The following is an 18,914-nucleotide window of genomic DNA, read 5'->3' on the forward strand; positions in this document are numbered from 1 at the left end:
CCGCATGGCCGCGCCGGAACCGCAACCTTCCCCGCCGCGCCGGCGCCGCATCGCGCTGCTGGTGCTGACCGTCGCACTGGCGCTGCTCGCCTTCGCGCTGCACTGGATGTCGCGACCGGACCGCGTCGCCGCGTTGATCCTCGCGCGCGTCGGCAGCGCGCTGGGCCTGGAAATCACCGCCAGCGGCGCCGCCGAATACCGCCTGCGAGGCACGCCGATGCTGGCGATCCGCGACGTCGTCGCGCGCAAGCCGGGCGATCCGACGCCGCTGCTGCGCGCCGAACGCATCCAGCTGGAACTGCCGTGGTCGACGATCCGCGCGCTCGGCGCCGACCTCACCGTGCGTCGCATCGAACTGGACGCGCCCGAACTCGACCTGCCCGCTCTGCAGCGCTGGATGGCGACGCGTCCGCCGTCCACGCAGCCGCCGCGCATGCCGACGCTGACCGACGGCCTGCGCGTGGTGCGCGGTCGCGTGATCGGCGACGGCTGGCGCGTGGAGGCGTTCGACGCCGACCTGCCGTCGTTCGCGCCCGATCGCGCGGTGCGTGGCCGCCTGCTCGGACGCTTCGCCACCGGCGCGGTGCGCGTCCCGTTCGACGTGCATGCGGCGCTGACACGCCCGGCCGCGCGCGCAGGACTCGGGGTGGTCGGCAACGTCACCGTGCAGTCGGCGCCGTGGACGATGCCGATGCGGACGCAGCTTTCCGGACGGCTGCACAACGGCGCCGACGGCATCGGCCTGGACGACATGCGCCTGGGCGCCGACGCGACGTACCGCAACGGCGACACCGATCTTGCGTTCACCTACGGCCTCGCTGGTCCGCTGCGCGTGCGCGAAGGCACGTTGCGCATGGCGCCGCTGGGCGCGGTGGTGTACGGCACCGGCGTGGTGCCGAGCCTGCATTCCTCCGGCGCGCTCACTTTCGGCGATGCGCTGGGCCTGCGGCTCGACGGCACGTTGTCGTCGTGGCCACGCGCGTGGCCGGCGTTGCCGTCGCCCCTGTCGGAATCGACCACGCCCCTGCCCTTCGAACTCGACTATCGCGGACGCGCCGATCTGTCGGACCGCACCGCGCTGCGCCTGGCGCGCGACGACACGCGATTCGACGGTTCCTTCCGCCTGCCGGCCATCCTTGCGTGGGTCGACGCATCGGCTGGCGGTTCGCCGCTGCCGCCGCTGGACGGCCGACTCAGCAGCCCACGACTTGAAATCGCCGGCGCCACGCTCGAAGGCGTGGACGTCCAGTTCGGCGAAGACGCATCACCATGACCGCACGCACCACCCCGCCCGATTTCGCCGCCCGCCTGCTCGCCTGGTTCGACGTGAGCGGTCGCCACGACCTGCCCTGGCAGCATCCGCGCACGCCGTATCGCGTGTGGCTGTCGGAAATCATGCTGCAGCAGACGCAGGTGAAAACCGCCGCGCCGTATTTCCAGCGCTTCGTCGATGCATTGCCGACGTTGCGCGACCTCGCCGCCGCGCCGCTCGACGACGTGCTCGCGTTGTGGTCGGGGCTGGGCTACTACGCCCGCGCGCGCAACCTGCATGCCGCCGCGAAGCAATGCGTCGAACGGCATGGCGGCGATTTGCCGCGCGATCTCGATGCGCTCACCGCACTGCCCGGCGTGGGACGCAGCACGGCGGCGGCGATCGCCTCGCAGGCGTGGAACGACCGTCACGCGATCCTCGACGGCAACGTCAAGCGCGTGCTGAGCCGTTATCACGGCATCGATGGATATCCGGGGCTGCCGGCGATCGAGAAGCAGCTGTGGGCGCTCGCCGAGGCGCACGTCGCCAGCGCGCAGCTGCCCGGCACGCGCATGGCCGATTACACGCAGGCGCAGATGGACCTCGGTGCGACGCTGTGCACGCGCGCCGATCCTGCCTGCGTGCTGTGCCCGCTGCAGGAGGACTGCGTCGCGCGGCGCGAAGGCCGTACCGCCGAACTGCCCACGCCCAAGCCCGGCAAGACACCGCCGCAGAAATACGCGCACGTGCTGTGGGCCGAGGACGCGCAGGGCCGCATCCTGATGCTGCGCCGCCCGCCGACCGGCATCTGGGCCTCGCTATGGACGCTGCCGCAGGCCGACGACGCCGACGCCGCGCGCGGATGGTTCGATCAGCACCTGTCCGGCGACTACGCCAGCGCCCGCGCGCTGCCGCCGATCGACCACGCCTTCAGCCACTACAAGCTGCAATTGCAGCCGCTGCGCCTGCGTGCCGAAGCGCGTTCGTGGATCGGCGACAATGACGACCTGCGCTGGGTCGCGCGCGAGGAACTGGCATCGCTCGGCATTCCCGCTCCGATCCGCAAACTGCTCACGAACCAAGGCGCCTGACATGCCCCGCACCGTCTACTGCGAATACGAGAAGCGCGAAACCGAAGGGCTCGATTTCGTGCCCTGGCCCGGCGAACTGGGCAAGCGCGTGTTCGCGCACATCGGCAAGGGCGCGTGGGCGGCGTGGCTCGCGCACCAGACCATGCTCATCAACGAGAACCGTCTCTCGCCGATGAACCCGCAGCATCGCGCCTTCCTCGAAGGCGAAATGACCAAGTTCCTCTTCGGCGGCGACGCGGCCAAACCGGCCGGCTACGTGCCGCCGGAGCAGGAAAGCTAGGATGTCTTCTCGCGCTCGGCCGTCTGCGCCTCGCGCTTTTCCTGCTCGGCGGCCTTGAGCGACTTCACGTTGATCGGGCGCATTTCGCGGATCCAGCAGGGCATCTGGTTCGGCCCGCGGCCGAGCACGATGACCTTGTCGAAGTTGGCGTACACGCGCCCCATCTGGTTGGTCACGGTGATGGCGTTGGCGAAGTCCAGGTCCTGGCAGCGGCCCTTCAGTTCGATCAGGTAGGCGGTGCTCGGCTTGGTCCACACGGCGAGCGCGGAATCGCCCAGCGGCGTCCAGCCGTCGAGCCTGCCGAAGTACTGGAAGTTGGCGACCGGCGCGCCGGCGTTGGCGCGATAGAGCGCGAGCCGGTCGGCATCGCTGATGCGCGCATCCGTCGCGCACGCGGTGAAGGCCAGGGTCGAAAGCAGCGCTGTGAGAAGGGCTTTCATCGAGGATTCCTTGCAGCCGACCGGGCTGCGGCATGGACCGTCGCCCCATCATGCACCCGCCCGCCGCACCCGCCGGACCGCCCCACCCGACCCGTTCAGCACACATCCGGCTTGCGCAGCCCGACGGCCATCCGTATCATTCCGCTTCTCGCACGGCCAGCCCGTTGCGGAATGGCCGGGTAGCTCAGTTGGTAGAGCAGGGGATTGAAAATCCCCGTGTCGGGGGTTCGATTCCCTCCCCGGCCACCATGATCAAACGCAAGCCCAGTAAGGCTCTCAGGCCCTACTGGGCTTTTTGTTTTGAGGCTAGGCCCGGATCGTGGGTAGCACCTGGGTAGCACGGCGGAACGATCAGCGCCCTTCGTACAGCGCGACCGGATCGTTTCGGAGCCGCCACGCGTTCCATGTGCCGACTGCAAACATCACGAGCCCGGCAACTGCGAACAGGCGCGGCGCCCACATGAAAGTCTCGAAGATGGGCTGAGCGAGATCCGATGCGGACGCGCCAACGCTCTTCAGGAAGCCGCCGAGGATGATGGCGACCAGCACGAGCACGCCTGCCTGCAACTGCATGGCCGTCGCCCTGCGCTGCGCCTTCCGATACCACCGTTCGAAATCCATTGCTCACTCCGTTGAGGTTGGGGAGGTGGCATCAGACCTGCCCCCGATCTCACCGGTTGCGACCCGGTCCCAACCGGCCTGCAAATCATCGAGGCTGGCCCCTGGCCTTGGGCGATTCGCCGACGTAAGCTGACGACCTGCAAGACGCGACCGGCCCGCTATGGCCGACACTTGAGAAAGTGACGCGACTGAGTAGGGCGACCCGTTCCCGTCATTTCGCCCGCTACGCCTGGCGCAGAGCCGCTGAGGCGTTGATGGATGAGATTGTGAAGTTGCCCAATCAAGGCGAATCGCCACTGTTACCCCCTGTTCTCAGCGGCGCCGAGCACCACAGAGACGAGCCCGGGTCTCCTTGATATCTGTTGTTAGCAGTGGCAGCTTGGCCCGCGTTGCGCGGTCTCTTTGGGGCCTGAAAAAACGCTGCGCCCAATCGGTCACACATGTCCACAAACGTCCACCCTGCTTCCCAAGGACCGGACATGCCATTCCACCGATCCTTGCCGCATGCGAGCATGGATCAATCGGTTGAAGGGCGACACCATGTCCGATGAAGGCGAATCCATGCTTGAGCTCTTCGGGGCGCTCACCAACTGCCTCTCCCGTGCGATCGCCCAGATGACGCTTCGCCAGCTCGATGCCTACGAGGCAGAGGTACTTGAGATGCTCCGCTCGCGTGACGACGAGTCGCCCGCGGCGAATGCGTTCCGGTCGGTGATCCGGGACATCGAGAGCCGCCGAGCGCACCTCTTTCTTCAGTAGCTCTCACGCATCGCGAGGGTCCTCCATGCGAGTCAAGCCCCAAGCGGAAAAGGAGTCCTGCGTAAACGACTTCCTGGACCTGGCCCGTGTCCGGCAGGACATGAGGTCAGATCGGGAGCTCGCGATCGCTCTTCAGGTCGGATCGCCCGCCCTATCGAACTGGCGCCGCGGGAATAGCCATCCGAGTCCAATGACCTGCATGAAGCTCGCGCAATTGGCTGAGCTTCCCCTCGGGCTTGTCCTCGGAACGATTTGCGAAGCGAATGCGCCAAATGAAGAGGAGGCGGCGGTTTGGCGCAAGCTCGCCGAGGAATCCGTCGCTGCCAAAGGCATGGACGCGGCACGTCACCTATCGAATCGCTAAATCGGAGTTGATCGGTCACCACGTGAGGGCGCTACTTCTAGCACCCAGCGGCCCCTCACGTCTTCCCGCCAACGCCCGGACCTGACACTGCGACCTGCCGCGTCTTCAACCTCGACGAAGCGCCCTGCTCGTTCACCTGGCACAGCGGGCGGACCATCCAGGACGAAGCGGAGCACCGGTTGCTCCGGAACCCACGCCCAGACGAAGGCCTCCCAAAGGCGGCTCTTCTCCAGGTCTGGGAGGCGGTCGTAGCCCCGCGCATCCAAGAACGTGGCGAACGCCCTTCGGGCTCTCGGATCGTCTTGCGCTTTCATCGGCCAATCCCTGTTTGGCTTGGCCTAACCGTATCGGTCTACTCGCCTTGAGCCTGTGACCGAGGAGAGACGCACGCGTGAAGGTCCATCGACCTCAGGCGCAGGACGGGCGCAGGTGGTACGTGTGGAAGGTGTGCAGGCGGCGCACGTAAAGCTCTAGGCGGGCGTGCCCTGTTGTTTGGGTGCGGTAGACCTGCGTCGGCGCTCCACGTATTCCTTGGCTTGAGGCCATCGGCGTTCCCTAAACAGATCAGGGAAACTGCCCACGTCTATTGCCTCAAGTGGATCTATGCCGAAGTCGCGGAAAACGCGAACGCCTACAGCGGACACGGCCAACTCAATGACTCTCTCAGCCATGGGCAGAGCGATGCTTCGGACTTGATCATGTGCGAGCGCTCGGGCCAAAAATTCACGTACCACAGCTACCGCAAGGTGAGCTTGTGCAATCCCCTGCGCATTCCGCTTGTTAGGTAGCATGTCAAGGTTGTGAAACCGACTTTTCAAGCAATCGAACGGGTGCATGACCCGAAGCGGCGAAACTGCGCCTTCAAACTTGATCGGAATCGCACGCGCCTTTAGGCGCACTTCGTCCTCAAGCTTGTACCCGCAGAGCGCCCCGAGATAATCGATCTCGGTTTCAGCGCTCGTGCCGTCGGGCACTCGAACCATCAGCACGGCGGTATTCGGCGTCAGATGGTCCGGATCTGGGAAATGCAACGTAACGGTCAAGCCACGCCCTTCAAGAATGTTTGAATGGGCTTCGGCTGCGGCTTTGTCGCCCAAATAGTCAAAGTCCCGCGTGACACCTGATTCGAGTGCTGTTGGTACCGGCATCTCAAAGACGTGGACCCACGTCGCCAATGCCTGCCCAGCGACAAGGATGACGTCAGGATTGTCTGGAAGGAGCTTGGTTAGCTCTTCGGTGCCACTCACCGAAACTTATTCGGCCACAGCACCTTTGCGCCCGCCTGGCGGACAGGGACCATGATTGGCATCTTCAGCTCAGGATGCTGACGATAAAGTGCCAACTCGCTCGCCCGATGCTCGCTTTCGACGCGCACGAGCATCTTCGAGTCATGGATGACTCTACTGTTGCTGGCTTGGGAAAGCTTCATGGGGTTAGTCCCCTCCAAAAAGGACCGGGCTTGCGTTTAAACACTATCCTCGGGGAGTTGACGCCGCAAGTCAACCAAGGGTGGACACATAAGCCATTGATTCGACTAGTCAAACGCCTGCAATTTCACCCTGTTCAGAGACTGGCGCCCGTCGCGGCTGCAAAAACGACCCGCTCGGGTTAGTTTCTAACCGCCCCTGAATACGGCAGTAGGCGACCCGAATATGTGCTATTCCGCCCAGATCTGGGCCGACTACAAGAAGTTCACCCGCCAGTTCGGTGCCATCCTGAGCATCGGTGACTTCACCCGGATCTTCTGGGAGCGCCGGGAAGGCGGCAGCCCCAAGATCCCAAAGGCCATTGAGCTGGCCTTTGCTGAGTCGCGGGACGAGTGCGACGCCCAGGTCAAGCAGATGATCGACGAGGCCCGGGACGCCGAGTTGGCCCGCATCGATGAGCGCATTGCCATCCAGCAGGAGAAGATCGCCGAAGCCGAGGCGGCGCTCCAGAAGCGGGTGACCAAGAAGTCCCAGGAGATTATCCGGGTTGCCCAGAACCGGATCGCCGGGGAACGGGCCAAGGCCGATAAGCTCCAGCGGACCGAGCCCGCCGAAGACGACGACCGCATCTGGCCCGGCGACTACACGTTGGTGATGGTCATCGAGGACGGGCGAAAGGTCGTCAAACCGATGCGCTATCAGTGCCGCCTGCCTGGCTGGACCTTGGCTGACGAGAAGGCCAAGCCCGGCACGTACAACGCCCGCCGAGACAGCCTCAAAAGCGTCTGGAAGCGCCTGTACGGCTACAACCACGGAATCATGGTCGCGACGCACTTCTACGAGAGCGTGGCTCGCCACGACTACGAGCAGCGTGCGCTGTCCGATGGCGAGCGCCCCCAGAGTTTGGAACTGGAGTTCACTCCGCAGAGCGGCGAGCCGCTTTACATCCCCGTGCTCTGGTACGCGTGGACGGATGGCATCGAAGAACTGCTCTCCTGCGCGGCCATTACCGACAACCCGGAACCAGAGGTAGCGATGACTGGCCACGATCGGACGATCATCAACATCAAGCCCGAGCATGTAGACGCCTGGCTCAACCCGGACCCGAAGAACCTCGCCGCAATGGACGAGATCCTTGAGGACAAGCGGCATCCGTTCTATGAGCATCAAGTAGCGGCTTAGGCCCCTCTCTATCAACAACTGTAGTACGCGGAGGACGGGGAATGGCCCAGGCATGTGATGGATGCGGGAAGCTCTTTGCTACGTCCGCCCTTCTGCAGTTGCACATGTTCGAAATGCACGGAGCAGCAACTGCTCCTAAGGCACTTACCCGCATCCGTTCGAGGCCACTGAAGAACGAAGTACCTAGCACTCCTAGCGAAGCTCGGAAATCTGACAAAAAGGCACGTCCGAAAAAGTCAAAGTCCGTTCGGACCGTACCCGGCGGACGCAGCCTCACCAAGTTCCGGTGACAGATCTTCGCGACGAAGAATGCTGTCACCAATCGTCAGTTTTGCCGATGCTCCTCCGGCACATAACCCAGGTCAATCAGGATGTCCGTGATCTCGATGCTCGCGTCATCAATGCAGTCATCGTTCGCCGCATCCCGGACCGCATCGGCCAGGTCGGCGACCCGCGGGAAGATCTGATCCTCTTCCGGGAACCGCGCCTTCAGATCGTCTGCACACAGGCGTAGTTGCTCAGGCGTAGCTCAATCTCCGCCCACGAGAATTGAGCGCGTTAGCGATGGATCACTTCGGACCCAGAATCCGTGATGGCACGACGGATCCGAGTCTTGCGAGCTTGCCCGGGTGGCGTAGAGAGTATATCGCGGTGATCTTCACCCCATCGGTATCAATCCACATTGCGCCCGTGACTACCCCCAGCTCGAGCCAGAACACGGCCGGCAGGCCGTTGAGCGTGCCGACCTCGTATCGGGTAGCCGGGGGCAAGTGACGCGCGATCTGGAGGTACAGGCGCGCCAAACGATCTGCGCCGCACAAGGGATGCAGCGAGGCGCGGACAATACCTCCGCCATCGCTGATGTGGATGGCGTCCTCAGCAAACAGTGCTCGCAAAGTTTCGAGTGATGGTCGCGCCATCGCGTCGATGAAGCGATTCAGCAGGCGGCTGTGTACCGCGGCGTCGACTTCGAAGCGCGGTCGGCCATCGCGTAGCCGGACTTTGGCGCGGTGGGCGCGTTGCCGGCAAGCATCGTCGGCAATGCCTAGAATCTTTGCGGCCTCACCATGGCTGTATTCGAAAACGTCATGCAGCAAAAAGGCCGCACGTTCATCGGGGCTCAGCCGCTCCAGTAGCAGTAGAAAAGTAAGGCTCAGGCTCTCGTCACGTTCGTGGACAAGCTCGGGCTGGTCGGACTCCGGCGCCAAGGGCTCCGGCAACCATGGCCCCACGTAATGCTCCCTCTCCGCCTTCGCCCGCCTCAAGCGATCTAGGGATAGGCGGCTTGTCACAGTAATAAGCCATCCTTCGGGGTCTTCAAGCTCCTCCAGGCTATGGGCCTGAAGGCGGAGCCATGCATCGTGCAGAACATCCTCGGCATCCCCAAGCGTCCCTAGCATCCGGTACGCGATGCCGAACAGCCGAGCACGATGTCGCTGAAACACAAGGGTGGACTGGTCCATGTAGTTCTCCTGCTCCTACCCAGGACGTAACGGCGCTGCAAAGTGTGACCACCCGCGCCTTGCACGCCTAGCCCCATCTGAGGCGCGCCACTGGACCCTGGCGGAAAGCACGCTTGGGCACCTCCAACTCACATAGTTCGTTAAGGACAACCGACACCCGACGTCTGCACGCGCGGCCGCTGAGCTGCCAGGCTGTCACGAATTGCGGGGCTTGGACGTCCACAGGATTGATGGGCTGGCAACGGGCCAGCTCAGCAACTTCAACAAGGACTTCCACACCATGAAACGCGCTAACTGGTTTACGGTTTCCCCCGAGGGTGCCAAGGCAATTGGGGCCCTGCACCACTTCGTCACAACGGGCACGGCCCTGCCGGCCAAACTTATCCACTTGGTGTTCTTGCGGGTCTCGCAGCTGAACGGGTGTGCCCACTGCATCGACATTCATACACGCGATGTCATCAAGGAAGGGATGTCGGTGGACACCGTCGTCCTTGTTCCGGTCTGGCACGAAGCCGAGTACCTGTTCTCGGAGCAGGAGCGGGCAGCCTTGGCGTGGGCCGAAGAAGTCACGCGCGTAAGCGAGACGCACGCCTCAGACGCGGCGTACGCTGCGGCCGCAGCGGCATTCTCCGAGAAGGACTTAGTGGAGCTGACACTGACTATTGCGGCGATGAATGCGATCAACCGCTTGGGGATCAGCTTCCGATTGAAGCCTCGCGCGAAGGCAGACGCATAGCGCGATCTCTGGGGGAGTCTGGCCGGATCCTTGCACTGGTCTCTCCGGTGCTCCGCCCGTGATGTCCGCTATCGGCCCATGAGCGGAGGTCAGTCTCACACTGTGAGACGGGGCCCCCTTAGCGTCCCCACCCCTTTCTCAAGGAGGACACAACTTTGAAGACCCAGTACTACACGTCGTCTAGCCTCGATGGCTTTCTTGCCACTGAAGACGATTCACTGGAATGGTTGTTTCCGCTCGGCGACATCAGCGAGACCAGCTATCCGTCCTTCATTGAGGGCGTCGGCGCGATCGCGATGGGATCGTCGACCTACGAATGGATCCTGCGCAATGCAGGCACCGTCTCCGAACAGACCGGAACGGCGTGGCCATACACTCAACCGACCTGGGTCTTCACAAGCCGCAAGTTGCCCACGATGGAAGGTGCCAACGTAACGTTCGCCAACGGCGACGTGCGCGCGGCTCACTCTCAAATGCTCGCAGCTGCCAACGGTAAGAATGTGTGGGTCATGGGCGGCGGCGGCCTCGCCGCGCAGTTCCATGACGCCGGATTGCTGGACGAGATCACGGTGCAAATCGGCTCCGCGACGCTTGGATGCGGGAAACCGCTGTTCCCGCGACGACTCCTCAGCCCCGGCCTTGCCCTGATCTCGGCAACGCAGGTTGGCACCGGCTTTGCAGAACTGACCTACAACGTTCTGAAGGATCGCCGCTAACCTGATTCGCGAATGCTGATGTCCGCTTCGGGTCGGAAGCGGACATTACCATCTGCGCGGACTCGGCTAGTTCTCTTCTCTGGGCTGCTCCAGAACGAGGAACCCATCCTCCTCGCCGTGGCTGCGCAGACGGTTCCTTCGACCGCACACCGGGCACATGAAGTGCAGGCCGAAGCTATCGACGTTTGCCTCGGCTTCGTCGGCCTCGAACTCGGTTCCGCAGCGGATGCACTTCCACATGCCGCGAGTGTACGCCGTGCTAAGGCTTACGAGCGGTGGTCCCTGTAGGCGCCCGCTTGATCAGAGCATCCCAGTTTGGCGTGGCCTTCGGCTTTGCCGGCTTCTGAGCCCCCTTCAATACAGCCACTCGTTCCACGAGCGGCCGGCCCACCGCGTTCGGCCGGAACGGCACGCCCATCACCGCAAGCGCGCGGCACTGTGCAGACCAGCGCTTTCGCGCGGTCAGCTCCTCTACCTCATCAGGGGTCAGCCAAGTCTCAGACATCGCCCCCTCTCTTCTTGCGCGGCTTGTACGGCCTCAAGCGTCCGGCGCGGAGGTTCGGATACGCATCGAGTGTTATCGAGCGAACTCCGACGCTGGAAGCTTGGATCGGGTCCCAGTGCGGGGAACTGTCGATGGCTCGAAACAGGTCAGAACGAGAATAGAGCTTCCTTCCCATGAAGCGCCGGGGCACGATGCCGAGATCGCGGTAGCCCTCGCGGAAAGTGGACAGGGCGACGCCGCAATACTCTGCGGCCTCAGCCTCGGTAAACCAATCCTTGCCTTCGAGGTGAAGGCGCTCATTTGCCATCAGCGCGCGCCGTCCTGCGCGCATTCTGGCGATTGCTGTTCCGGTACTCCACGACCTCGCCGGCTCTCCACGTCGCCGGCTTGAAGGTCAGCCGATCCGGGAACCCCGGCTTGCAGGCTACGGTCGCCAAGAAATGCTCCGGGGTGATTCCCCAGAGCTCGGCGCATTCGGCCGCGGACAAGGCTAGCTCCGTCCATGGAACCTTCTCGGCCACCGTCATCGGTCGCGCTTCCTGCGAACATGGAACCGATTCGTGTCACGCCATTCGACTATCTCGCCAGCCTTCCACGCTGCCGGCTTCAAGTTGATTCGCTGAGGAAACGTAGGGAGGCAGGCTACCGTTCGGAGAAAGCGGTCCTTCGATAGGCCAAATAGCTGCGCACACTCATCCGCAGCCAAGGCGAGCTCTGTCCAGGGCAGTTTGTCGAGTGCTGACACGCGCATCTCCAACAGCTCTGCAAGTCAAACGAAGTCACCCAGCATCTGAGGCCAAAGACTCGGCTTGGAATTTACCGAACAAACCCGCAAAGCTGGTTGACTCAATCCGTAACGCCTTGATCCTGCTGCGCGAATTGCCTCAGGTTCGCCAGCGCCCTAGCCCGCCCCTCCGTGGTTCTAGGCCCAGTGCTGCACCCGCCGTGCCACTTACACCGTCGCTTCCCTGGAAGGCTCTTCCCGCGGCACGGATGACCGGCCCGGGTCTTGGCGCCGCACACCACCCGTTTCTGATTGGCCCTGCCCTGCGACCCGGACGCCACCGAAGTCATTCGCGCGCGCATAGCGTCCAATAACTCCGGCACCCGCCCCGAACCCATGGGGTTTGATTTCCGTTGATTGTTTATTCCGGTCAGCTCGGCCCACTCGGCAATGATCGCGTCGATGATCCCGCTGTTGGTGTTCAGCGGGTAGCACCGTCCCCGCTTGTTGCCGATAGCAACCAAGGACTCCGGACAGGGGTAGTAGTCGATCCGCGGATTACTGGCGCGCCTGGCGCGCTGGGACGTGTTGGCCCCTTCGTGTCGCTCTGCCATCTCTAATTTGCTCTGTTATAGAACCAAGGCTCTTGCCCGAGCTGCCATGCAGCGCCGGGAGCGCCCGCGCCACCGGACCGGGGCCATCGCACGATTGCAAGCGAAATGGCCCCGGCTCCAGCTGAGTCAGTACGCCTTGTTCACGAAAACCCGCAGAGTGCCGCTAGCCATGTCTACGGTGGCGCCTGTGTCGTTGCGGAAACGAACAGAAACCGTATTCGCGGCCGTGACCACGGCATCCATCATCACGCCCGCCGCGATCTGGGTGAAGGACACGCCGACCACTACATCGCCGAGGTTGACGCCGTTACAGGTGATCGACTGCGTGACGCCAATGCCGGCGCCGAGGCTGGGTGGATCGACGGCTTGCGACGCGGCGAAGTCCGCCCACTTCATCACGCTACTTTCAAGGTTGTTGCGGATGTAGGTGTTGGTATTGCCTGCGTCTGCCAGCCCGCTAGCCGTGGTGATCACGTTGTTCATCACCGACGAAAGGCTGACGGTGTTGATACGCATCGTATTGGTATTGTTGCCCGTGACTGTCGCCCCAGTGGTCGCAACGTTGCCGACAACAATCCCCGCCCACGTCCCGTTCCCCGTGAGGTTGGCGGCAGTTACCACATTGCCAGACACCGTGATGGCTGATCCACCAAACACGTAGATTCCGGCGCCGTTGATAGTGTGGCAAACGTTGTCCGCAACGACCACCTGCTGGCCGTAGTCGATCGAGATGGCGTGCGTCGCAGTGCTTGGCTCGCCCGATCCGTCAGCGGTCAGGTTGGCCACTGTGTTGTTAGAGATGATGACGCGACGGTGGATCTCGGCCCCACCGGAATCGCCCAGAATACGGATCGCGCGAGCATCGGACGTTGCCGCGCCATTGTTACCCATGTTGAAGAACGCGTTGCCCTCAATCGTCGGCCCGGACAACAACTGGCCGAATGCCTGCGACCTGATTCCGTAGGCGCCGCCCGTGAACCGGTTGTTGCTGGCGCGCAGTCCGGTCCAGTTCTCGGCGCGGATACCGGCGTAATAGCAGTTTCGGAACTCGCAGCCAGTGATGTTAATCGTGTCGTGGACAAAGGATGGGTCGCCAGAATGCGTGCCGACGCCGGTTCCATTGCTGTCAAAGACGCAATCCACGATGTGGATGAAGTTGCAGTGGGTGCCATCCCACGGCCCCTCCCAGGGGTATCCGGCCTCATAGCTGCGATCAATCTGGACCGCCTCAACGTTGATCGAGGATTGCTCGCTGCCGCCAATGAAGGTGCAGCGTTCAATCGTGACGTACTGAGAGCTATTGACCTCGATATGGTGGAACGTCGGGACGTTCTTGATGACGACGCCATGAATGCGCACGCGCTGGCTATGCGCCATCGCGATGACCGTGCATGCATCCTGGAACGCATCCTTGTTGCCGTCCCAAATGCCGCCGATGATCGTCCAGTCTAGCGAGGCTCCGTACCCGCCAGTAACGCCGTTGATCTTTGGCCGGATGATGTTGTTGGTGCTGCCAACACGCTTGATCATCGCGCCTCGTGCATCGATGGTCGTGTTGCTTGGAATCTTCAAGGCCGCGCCGACGCCATACGTCCGGCCAGGAGTAAGACGGAGGACGCCACCCTCGGCGCGATCAAGCGCCAACTGCATCTTTGCTGCGTCGTCCGTAACGCCGTCCCCAAGGCACCCGAACTGCTCGGGGCTGACGACTCGGCGGTAAGCCGTGAGGATCTCTTCGGCCAGTGCACCGTTGCCGGTCTGAAGGACGCCCACACGGGAGCCGCCGTCCGACGCCTCAAGGTCGCCGCGCAGCACCGTATCTTCTGACTCGGCGCTGACTCCAGAGCGGGTCCAGATCAGTGCATCATTCGAGTCACGCAGAACGTAGTCGTAGACCTGCCCGGGCGTGAGGTAAAGGACTGCCTCACCTCGGGCATCGAGGATGACCGGGTTGGCGTTCGGCACGGAACCGGCACGGTTGGTGAACGTTGCCCGCGGCGTGGTCGTGTTGGCCGCATAGGTGTAGAGCTTGAAACCGGCGGCGGGCTGGCCTGCGTTGTCGAGAAACTGCTGTTTTGCATTGGGGCTAAGGATTGCGGGCATTTCTGTCTCGTCCATGAGGTTGTTGCTGGCTCCACGTCCTGTGGAGTACTTCCGTCCATGAAGAAGGGGCCGACCCTTTCGAGTCGGCCCCTTCGGGCTACCTATCTGCTGGCAGCACGCAATCCGCGGCTCATGGACGGAGAAGCCGGGACTACGTTCGCTTTAAGTTTCTAACACCGACGTAGTAGACTCGCGCGCCAGCACGAATCCTTAAGGCACGAAACCAGTGACGACTGATCGTTTGTACTACCACGTCACTCACCGGGCGCACTCGCCTGGCGAAATTAAGCCGCGCGGGACGTTCGGAAAGTCGCTTATGAAGGAGGACGTTGCCGACGAGCTTGGCGAGCGCCTGCGGGAGGAGGTCAGGTTTGAGCACTACCCTCACTTGCCGAGTCGATTCAATAGCAGCTTTGTTTTTGAGAACATTGAAGACGCCGTTCTCTTTCGCGACGGATTCCGGCCCGGGGCATCCATCTACCGGGTACGGTTCGTAGAAGATCCGCCAGCACTACATCGCGTCTGCTACACCGCGTGGCAACCCCATCCGAACCCTCTGTACTTGGCTCATCAGTTCTGGGGAAATCCACCTATCTACGACACAAGAACTGAACTATTCGCCGAGGTGGATATTGAGGTTGTGGATGTAGTGGAACTTGGGTCCGAATCAACACGTACTCACCAAAGACATGATCAACAAACTGATTCTTCGCCAGTCTGATTCGGACTACCCCGATCACCACTGCTTCATTACTCTGTCCATCGAATCAGATTTCGCTCCGAGATACTTGAGTTCGTTTGCCCACGGATACGCGACCATTGCGGGAGGCCCCATGGAAGGCCAGAGCGAAGGTCACGTAACTCCAGCTAGTTACGACAACCGGCACCTCGAATTTCCCGTCGGCAACTCTGTCGCGACACTTCACCCGAGCTTTTCGCGGAGTGCAGATGGCCTTGTGCTCACAGAGATGCCTTTGGCGATCGGTCTGGCTGTCACTTATCGGATCGGCGACCGCACCATGGACTACGAAGTTTTTGGAGCAACTTGGCTGTAGCGACGTGCGGCTACGGCGTACTGGCCGACTCCGGGAGCTTTCAGCGGGGAGCGGATTGCTCCCTATATAGGGCAGCGGCAGGGTGGCATTCCGTCCCGACGTACGGAGCGCCACCGACTCATTGGAAGCCTAGACTCGCTGCTCCGAAGGCATCGGAGCGGAGCCATGTACTATCGCGACCAGCAACAAGCACTCGCCCACATTCGGCTGCGCGCCGCGAGTGGTGGGAACCACGCGTTCTACGACAGCTTGGTCAGCGAAGTCGATCATGTAGCAGGCGGCTGGGAGGCTGGGCCACTGACGAAGGATGAATTTTCAGAACTGATTGCCAGCAAGTTCAGGCTTCTCGAATTCATTAAGGAGCGTCGGAGGGAGCGCACTTAGCCAACTGCCTGCCATTGGCGCGGGCGTCCCACCAGGACGCGGACCGAAAGCCATTTCCCTGGCTGCCGCTTGCCGCCGGAAGTCGAAGACACTCGCAGTGGACCCGCTCTAACTCGGCGACAGCCTCCAGGTAAGTGGCTCCCGCAATGGACAGCTGGTCCCGAAGTGCCTGCTCGTAAGCGCGCGTTACCTCTCGGTACGTCTGGATTTTCACGGACAGCAATCGAGCACGCGCCTCGATGCCGGCTGCACGGGAGCCGAACATGACGCGTGCCATGGCGTCCCGCAGGGCGATCCGCCAATGCGGCGACACGGCGCAGGCAGCGAAGTAGGCTTCCACCTTCAGCCATTCGGCTGCCGACTCGACCGAGAACGCTACCAAGAGAGAATCCAGCGGCTTCTCTAGGCATGTGAGCGCAGCCAGACCAATGCGATCCGTATTCGTGGCGGCGATCGCCAACCATCGGCCACCGCCCACTGCCGACCATTGGCGAAAGGCGCGCTGAGTGACCCTCCCATTCTCGTCCCGAACCGCAAGCGCTTCTGTCCTACCGCGCCGAGCGATGCGCATCGCGTCCACAAATGCAGCGCCTTCACCCTCCGACTCCATCCGTTCGGCGTCAGCCTGATATAGGGTCGGCGCCCATGCAGAGCCGTAGCCGTACGACCTAAGGACACGGCGCGCAGCCTTTTCCAGGCGCATTGCGTCAGCAGGCTGAAAGCGCTCACGGCGGTCTCGTGAACGGCGTGGTTCGGCATGCGACCGACGAGGCCTAGCGCGGCGCTTCGGAGCGACATCCGACAGCGCCGTCATGGGCACCACCATAGCGTGGCGTTACACGTAACGCTCATGTAACGGTTCGAGCGTGACACCAGGCGATCGCATGCCAAACGCTTGCCGAGCGCATGCCAGTGGCATCGGGTGTTTCCATGGAGATCAGACACATAGGCCGAGTGTTGCTGTACGCATCCGCGCGCAATTGCTAGCAGAGTGCTAGCACCGGGCCGGCAGAGGACGCGTCCGCACGCGTCGAGCACGCGTCGATTCGTTGGAAGCCCCTTCGAAGCCCCTTCCAAGCCCCCTTGAAGTTCCCTTCCCCACCAAGCATCGGAAGCGAGGAGAAGCACGCAAGAGCACGCAAGGGCTTCGCCCTTGGTAGATATAGAAAGGAGGCCTGTTATGGGGCCACCAAAAGTGCCAAAAAGAGGCTGATAGGCCCTGTAGTGGGGCCAATTAAAGGCAAACGGCATCATCGCTTGCCCTCTGGTGGGGCCACATTGGCCCCCTTATGGGGCAACAGTTCGCGTTTTTCCCAAAGGCGCGAAGCCTTGTGCTCGGGCGCGTACATGATGTCCTTGCCTACGTCGTCGATCGGTTCCCAGGTGATCGCGTACAAGTTGCAACGGTGGCGACCACCATGACGCGTCACCACGGCAAAGCCGGCTTCCACAGCCTCGTCCGCGGCGCGGTCACGCGTCCCGCCACTCCGCCAACCACGCGTCTTCGCCTGACTGCGGGTGAATGAGAGATCCCCGTTGTTGGAGCCGTCGAATGCTGAAGCTAAGGCGAGCAGGAACTTGACCGCGTTCCCAGAGAGCGCGTCCCACTGCGGGGACTTGATGACGTAGTGCGGCAGCCGAAGGAACGTGTGTTCCGTCCTGCGGCCGTGCTGGCGCTGCCGGCGTCGCTGATCCTTCTTCGTGTGCATTCCGCCCCCCGGCGCTCAACGACCTGCCGACGGACTGCCTCGAAGCAGTCCGGCCCGGAGCCGTTCGACATGCATGGAGACCTCCCGCAGCGCGGCCAGCATCTGGTCGCAGCGGCCGGCTCCGAGGTCACGGGACAAGTCCATGAGCTGACCGTGAGTACGGTCAGCCAGTTCGGCCAGGGAAGCCCTCCCATCTGCGGAATTAGGGGCCATGTGGCACCTCCGCTAGGTAGGTAGCGCCCCCACCCTGCGAGCCCTGTTTATCTCCCTCCGTGATGGCTGGAAATGGCCTTGTGATCCATGCGCCAGCACCATTCCTACTCCAGCCGGCAGCAAGCAACTCCTGCTCGGTCAGACACCGGCGTGAACTCAGCCCGCCGATGCCGGCGAAGGCGCCAACCCTGTGCCGATCAAAGGCTGATTCGCTGTTGAAGAGGTCACCGCAGGCAGTGCATTCGCAGCGGCGGCCGGTCAGGTTGGGGTGAGCCATTAGCCCACCTCCTTCGGGGTACGACGCCGCGGGCGACGACCGCTGCGACGTGCAGGACGAACCGAAGCCGAGCCATCACGATGGCAGCAGATGTGCCGCCAACTGCGCCCTGCCCGAGCATCGCGAACGGTGCGAGGATCGAGCCCGAGCTCCCTCGCCCAGGCCCGCGTGCTGATCTGCTTCGCTGTGCGGCGGATCTCGCACACCTGCTCCGCTGTGAGCTTGGCGTCGGAACGAAGGTCGCCCGTGGGCACACGGCCCTTGTCCAAAGCGCGAAGCAGGTTTTCCGCCGGCGTCACCGCCTCCAGGTTTGAGACGCGGTTGTCCGCCCGCTTTCCGTTGACGTGATCTACATAGTGCCCGTCGGGTATCGGCCCGTGGACCGTCTCCCAGATCAGCCGGTGCGCGTACTGGTGACCGGCGCGGCCAGCACCCCAGCCCAGCCGGATGTAGCCGTCCCCGTAATTGCGGCCCATCACCTTAGCGAGGCGACCGTAGACGAGACCGCGCGCCGGATCGACGATGTAGCGGGATTGGCAATGGAGGATCAGCCCCACGACGTGGGCGGAGACATTCACTCCGAAACCGAGCGCCAAAGTGGTGCACGAAGCGCAACAGGCAGTCATTCGACACCGCCTTTGGGCTGCACCCGACAAGACGCCTCGAAGGCGTCAAGGTCATCAGGGTGGTATGCCACACGCTTGCCAAGCTTCAGGAAAGCGGGGCCGCAGGAGCGACGCCGCCAGTCCTGGAGAGTTCGTGGGGAGAGGCCGAGCTTCGCCGCAGCCTCGCGCTCAGAGAGTGGGCGGGGGGTCATTTCCCACCCCCTTCCTGCCCGGCCAGTTTCCCCGGCAGCGCGCGAAGGCTGTCCACCAGGACATAGCGCTTCGCACCGATTTTGAACGTCTGAAGGTGGCCGCTCGCCACCAGCTCATACGCCACAGACCGGCTGATGCCGTGCTTGGCGCACTCTTCAACAAGGGGCCCGAAGGCCGGTTC

General features: G+C 62.9%; 24 protein-coding genes and 1 tRNA gene. 12 read left to right on the forward strand and 13 right to left on the reverse strand.

Going from position 1 to position 18,914, the window contains the following annotated elements:
* The first annotated feature begins 4 nt into the window (after positions 1-4).
* The 3 genes from AC3ANK_RS13515 to AC3ANK_RS13525 are packed head-to-tail and all read left to right on the forward strand — an operon-like array spanning position 5 to position 2,623.
* Entirely contained in the window at positions 5-1,273 is a 1,269-nt protein-coding gene (locus AC3ANK_RS13515; RefSeq protein WP_484171427.1) for an AsmA family protein, read from the forward strand.
* Positions 1,270-2,343: an A/G-specific adenine glycosylase gene (mutY, locus tag AC3ANK_RS13520; RefSeq protein WP_484171428.1), complete on the forward strand. Its 1,074-nt coding sequence runs from the start codon at positions 1,270-1,272 to the stop codon at positions 2,341-2,343. The genes AC3ANK_RS13515 and mutY overlap by 4 nt, the downstream gene beginning before the upstream one ends.
* A 1-nt stretch (position 2,344) precedes the next feature.
* Positions 2,345-2,623: an oxidative damage protection protein gene (locus AC3ANK_RS13525; RefSeq protein ID WP_206861276.1), complete on the forward strand. Its 279-nt coding sequence runs from the start codon at positions 2,345-2,347 to the stop codon at positions 2,621-2,623.
* On the opposite strand, the gene AC3ANK_RS13530 is transcribed toward AC3ANK_RS13525, so the two are convergent.
* Positions 2,620-3,063 (reverse strand): DUF6491 family protein, encoded by a 444-nt coding sequence (locus tag AC3ANK_RS13530; protein WP_206861277.1) that lies wholly within the window; start codon positions 3,061-3,063, stop codon positions 2,620-2,622. The two genes, AC3ANK_RS13525 and AC3ANK_RS13530, sit on opposite strands and share 4 nt — an antisense overlap.
* A 173-nt stretch (positions 3,064-3,236) precedes the next feature.
* On the opposite strand from AC3ANK_RS13530, the gene AC3ANK_RS13535 reads away from it, so the two are divergent.
* A tRNA-Phe gene (locus AC3ANK_RS13535) sits at positions 3,237-3,312 on the forward strand.
* A gap of 102 nt (positions 3,313-3,414) precedes the next feature.
* Here the strand turns inward: AC3ANK_RS13535 and AC3ANK_RS13540 are convergent.
* Positions 3,415-3,684: a hypothetical protein gene (locus AC3ANK_RS13540; RefSeq protein ID WP_206861278.1), complete on the reverse strand. Its 270-nt coding sequence runs from the start codon at positions 3,682-3,684 to the stop codon at positions 3,415-3,417.
* Between the two features lie 504 nt (positions 3,685-4,188).
* Here AC3ANK_RS13540 and AC3ANK_RS13545 point away from each other — a divergent pair.
* Both AC3ANK_RS13545 and AC3ANK_RS13550 read left to right on the forward strand, forming a co-directional pair.
* Positions 4,189-4,443 (forward strand): hypothetical protein, encoded by a 255-nt coding sequence (locus tag AC3ANK_RS13545; protein WP_206861279.1) that lies wholly within the window; start codon positions 4,189-4,191, stop codon positions 4,441-4,443.
* A 199-nt stretch (positions 4,444-4,642) separates the two neighbouring features.
* The gene (locus tag AC3ANK_RS13550) at positions 4,643-4,807 is read left to right on the forward strand and encodes a hypothetical protein (RefSeq protein WP_206861280.1); all 165 of its coding nucleotides are present in this window, start codon (positions 4,643-4,645) and stop codon (positions 4,805-4,807) included.
* 470 nt (positions 4,808-5,277) lie between these two features.
* Here AC3ANK_RS13550 and AC3ANK_RS13555 read toward each other — a convergent pair whose 3' ends face one another.
* Both AC3ANK_RS13555 and AC3ANK_RS13560 read right to left on the reverse strand, forming a co-directional pair.
* The gene (locus tag AC3ANK_RS13555) at positions 5,278-6,054 is read right to left on the reverse strand and encodes a hypothetical protein (RefSeq protein ID WP_484171429.1); all 777 of its coding nucleotides are present in this window, start codon (positions 6,052-6,054) and stop codon (positions 5,278-5,280) included.
* A complete protein-coding gene (locus AC3ANK_RS13560; RefSeq protein ID WP_484171430.1) occupies positions 6,051-6,236 on the reverse strand; it encodes a hypothetical protein in 186 nt (61 codons plus the stop codon). The genes AC3ANK_RS13555 and AC3ANK_RS13560 overlap by 4 nt, the downstream gene beginning before the upstream one ends.
* 223 nt (positions 6,237-6,459) lie before the next feature.
* Between AC3ANK_RS13560 and AC3ANK_RS13565 the strand changes: the two genes are divergently transcribed.
* Positions 6,460-7,416 (forward strand): SOS response-associated peptidase family protein, encoded by a 957-nt coding sequence (locus AC3ANK_RS13565; protein ID WP_484171431.1) that lies wholly within the window; start codon positions 6,460-6,462, stop codon positions 7,414-7,416.
* 331 nt (positions 7,417-7,747) lie between these two features.
* Positions 7,748-7,930: a hypothetical protein gene (locus AC3ANK_RS13570; protein WP_206861282.1), complete on the forward strand. Its 183-nt coding sequence runs from the start codon at positions 7,748-7,750 to the stop codon at positions 7,928-7,930.
* A 55-nt stretch (positions 7,931-7,985) separates the two neighbouring features.
* Here the strand turns inward: AC3ANK_RS13570 and sigJ are convergent, their stop codons facing one another.
* Positions 7,986-8,879: an RNA polymerase sigma factor SigJ gene (gene sigJ, locus AC3ANK_RS13575; protein ID WP_206861283.1), complete on the reverse strand. Its 894-nt coding sequence runs from the start codon at positions 8,877-8,879 to the stop codon at positions 7,986-7,988.
* Positions 8,880-9,090: 211 nt separating this feature from the next.
* On the opposite strand from sigJ, the gene AC3ANK_RS13580 reads away from it, so the two are divergent.
* Positions 9,091-9,615, forward strand: coding sequence for a carboxymuconolactone decarboxylase family protein (locus tag AC3ANK_RS13580; RefSeq protein ID WP_242525127.1), 525 nt, complete (start codon positions 9,091-9,093; stop codon positions 9,613-9,615).
* A 155-nt stretch (positions 9,616-9,770) separates the two neighbouring features.
* Positions 9,771-10,331 carry a dihydrofolate reductase family protein gene (locus AC3ANK_RS13585; protein ID WP_206861284.1) on the forward strand — a complete coding sequence of 187 codons (561 nt, stop codon included), beginning with the start codon at positions 9,771-9,773 and terminating at the stop codon, positions 10,329-10,331.
* Between the two features lie 259 nt (positions 10,332-10,590).
* Here AC3ANK_RS13585 and AC3ANK_RS13590 read toward each other — a convergent pair whose 3' ends face one another.
* The 5 genes from AC3ANK_RS13590 to AC3ANK_RS13610 all read right to left on the reverse strand — a co-directional run bounded on the left by AC3ANK_RS13590 (position 10,591) and on the right by AC3ANK_RS13610 (position 14,292).
* On the reverse strand, positions 10,591-10,836 hold the full coding sequence (locus AC3ANK_RS13590; protein ID WP_206861285.1) for a DUF4224 domain-containing protein: 246 nt from the start codon (positions 10,834-10,836) through the stop codon (positions 10,591-10,593).
* Positions 10,829-11,143, reverse strand: a complete 315-nt coding sequence (locus AC3ANK_RS13595; protein WP_484171432.1) for a hypothetical protein — start codon at positions 11,141-11,143, stop codon at positions 10,829-10,831. Before AC3ANK_RS13595 ends, AC3ANK_RS13590 begins: the two co-directional genes overlap by 8 nt.
* Positions 11,133-11,363 (reverse strand): hypothetical protein, encoded by a 231-nt coding sequence (locus AC3ANK_RS13600; RefSeq protein WP_206861287.1) that lies wholly within the window; start codon positions 11,361-11,363, stop codon positions 11,133-11,135. The genes AC3ANK_RS13595 and AC3ANK_RS13600 overlap by 11 nt, the downstream gene beginning before the upstream one ends.
* Before the next feature lie 319 nt (positions 11,364-11,682).
* A complete protein-coding gene (locus AC3ANK_RS13605; RefSeq protein WP_484171433.1) occupies positions 11,683-12,174 on the reverse strand; it encodes an HGGxSTG domain-containing protein in 492 nt (163 codons plus the stop codon).
* A 126-nt stretch (positions 12,175-12,300) separates the two neighbouring features.
* Positions 12,301-14,292, reverse strand: a complete 1,992-nt coding sequence (locus AC3ANK_RS13610; RefSeq protein WP_484171434.1) for a right-handed parallel beta-helix repeat-containing protein — start codon at positions 14,290-14,292, stop codon at positions 12,301-12,303.
* 674 nt (positions 14,293-14,966) lie between these two features.
* Here AC3ANK_RS13610 and AC3ANK_RS13615 point away from each other — a divergent pair.
* Together AC3ANK_RS13615 and AC3ANK_RS13620 are read left to right on the forward strand one after the other, a co-directional pair.
* Positions 14,967-15,332: a hypothetical protein gene (locus tag AC3ANK_RS13615; protein ID WP_206861289.1), complete on the forward strand. Its 366-nt coding sequence runs from the start codon at positions 14,967-14,969 to the stop codon at positions 15,330-15,332.
* Between the two features lie 165 nt (positions 15,333-15,497).
* Positions 15,498-15,716, forward strand: a complete 219-nt coding sequence (locus AC3ANK_RS13620) for a hypothetical protein (protein WP_206861290.1) — start codon at positions 15,498-15,500, stop codon at positions 15,714-15,716.
* Positions 15,717-16,966: 1,250 nt separating this feature from the next.
* Here AC3ANK_RS13620 and AC3ANK_RS13625 read toward each other — a convergent pair.
* The 3 genes from AC3ANK_RS13625 to AC3ANK_RS13635 all read right to left on the reverse strand — a co-directional run bounded on the left by AC3ANK_RS13625 (position 16,967) and on the right by AC3ANK_RS13635 (position 18,732).
* The gene (locus AC3ANK_RS13625) at positions 16,967-17,425 is read right to left on the reverse strand and encodes a hypothetical protein (RefSeq protein ID WP_206861291.1); all 459 of its coding nucleotides are present in this window, start codon (positions 17,423-17,425) and stop codon (positions 16,967-16,969) included.
* A gap of 489 nt (positions 17,426-17,914) precedes the next feature.
* Positions 17,915-18,493, reverse strand: a complete 579-nt coding sequence (locus AC3ANK_RS13630; protein WP_484171435.1) for an HNH endonuclease signature motif containing protein — start codon at positions 18,491-18,493, stop codon at positions 17,915-17,917.
* 44 nt (positions 18,494-18,537) lie between these two features.
* Positions 18,538-18,732 (reverse strand): helix-turn-helix transcriptional regulator, encoded by a 195-nt coding sequence (locus tag AC3ANK_RS13635; protein ID WP_484171436.1) that lies wholly within the window; start codon positions 18,730-18,732, stop codon positions 18,538-18,540.
* Positions 18,733-18,914 lie beyond the last annotated feature (182 nt).

Source organism: Lysobacter sp. SCRH-1R (assembly GCF_057747855.1).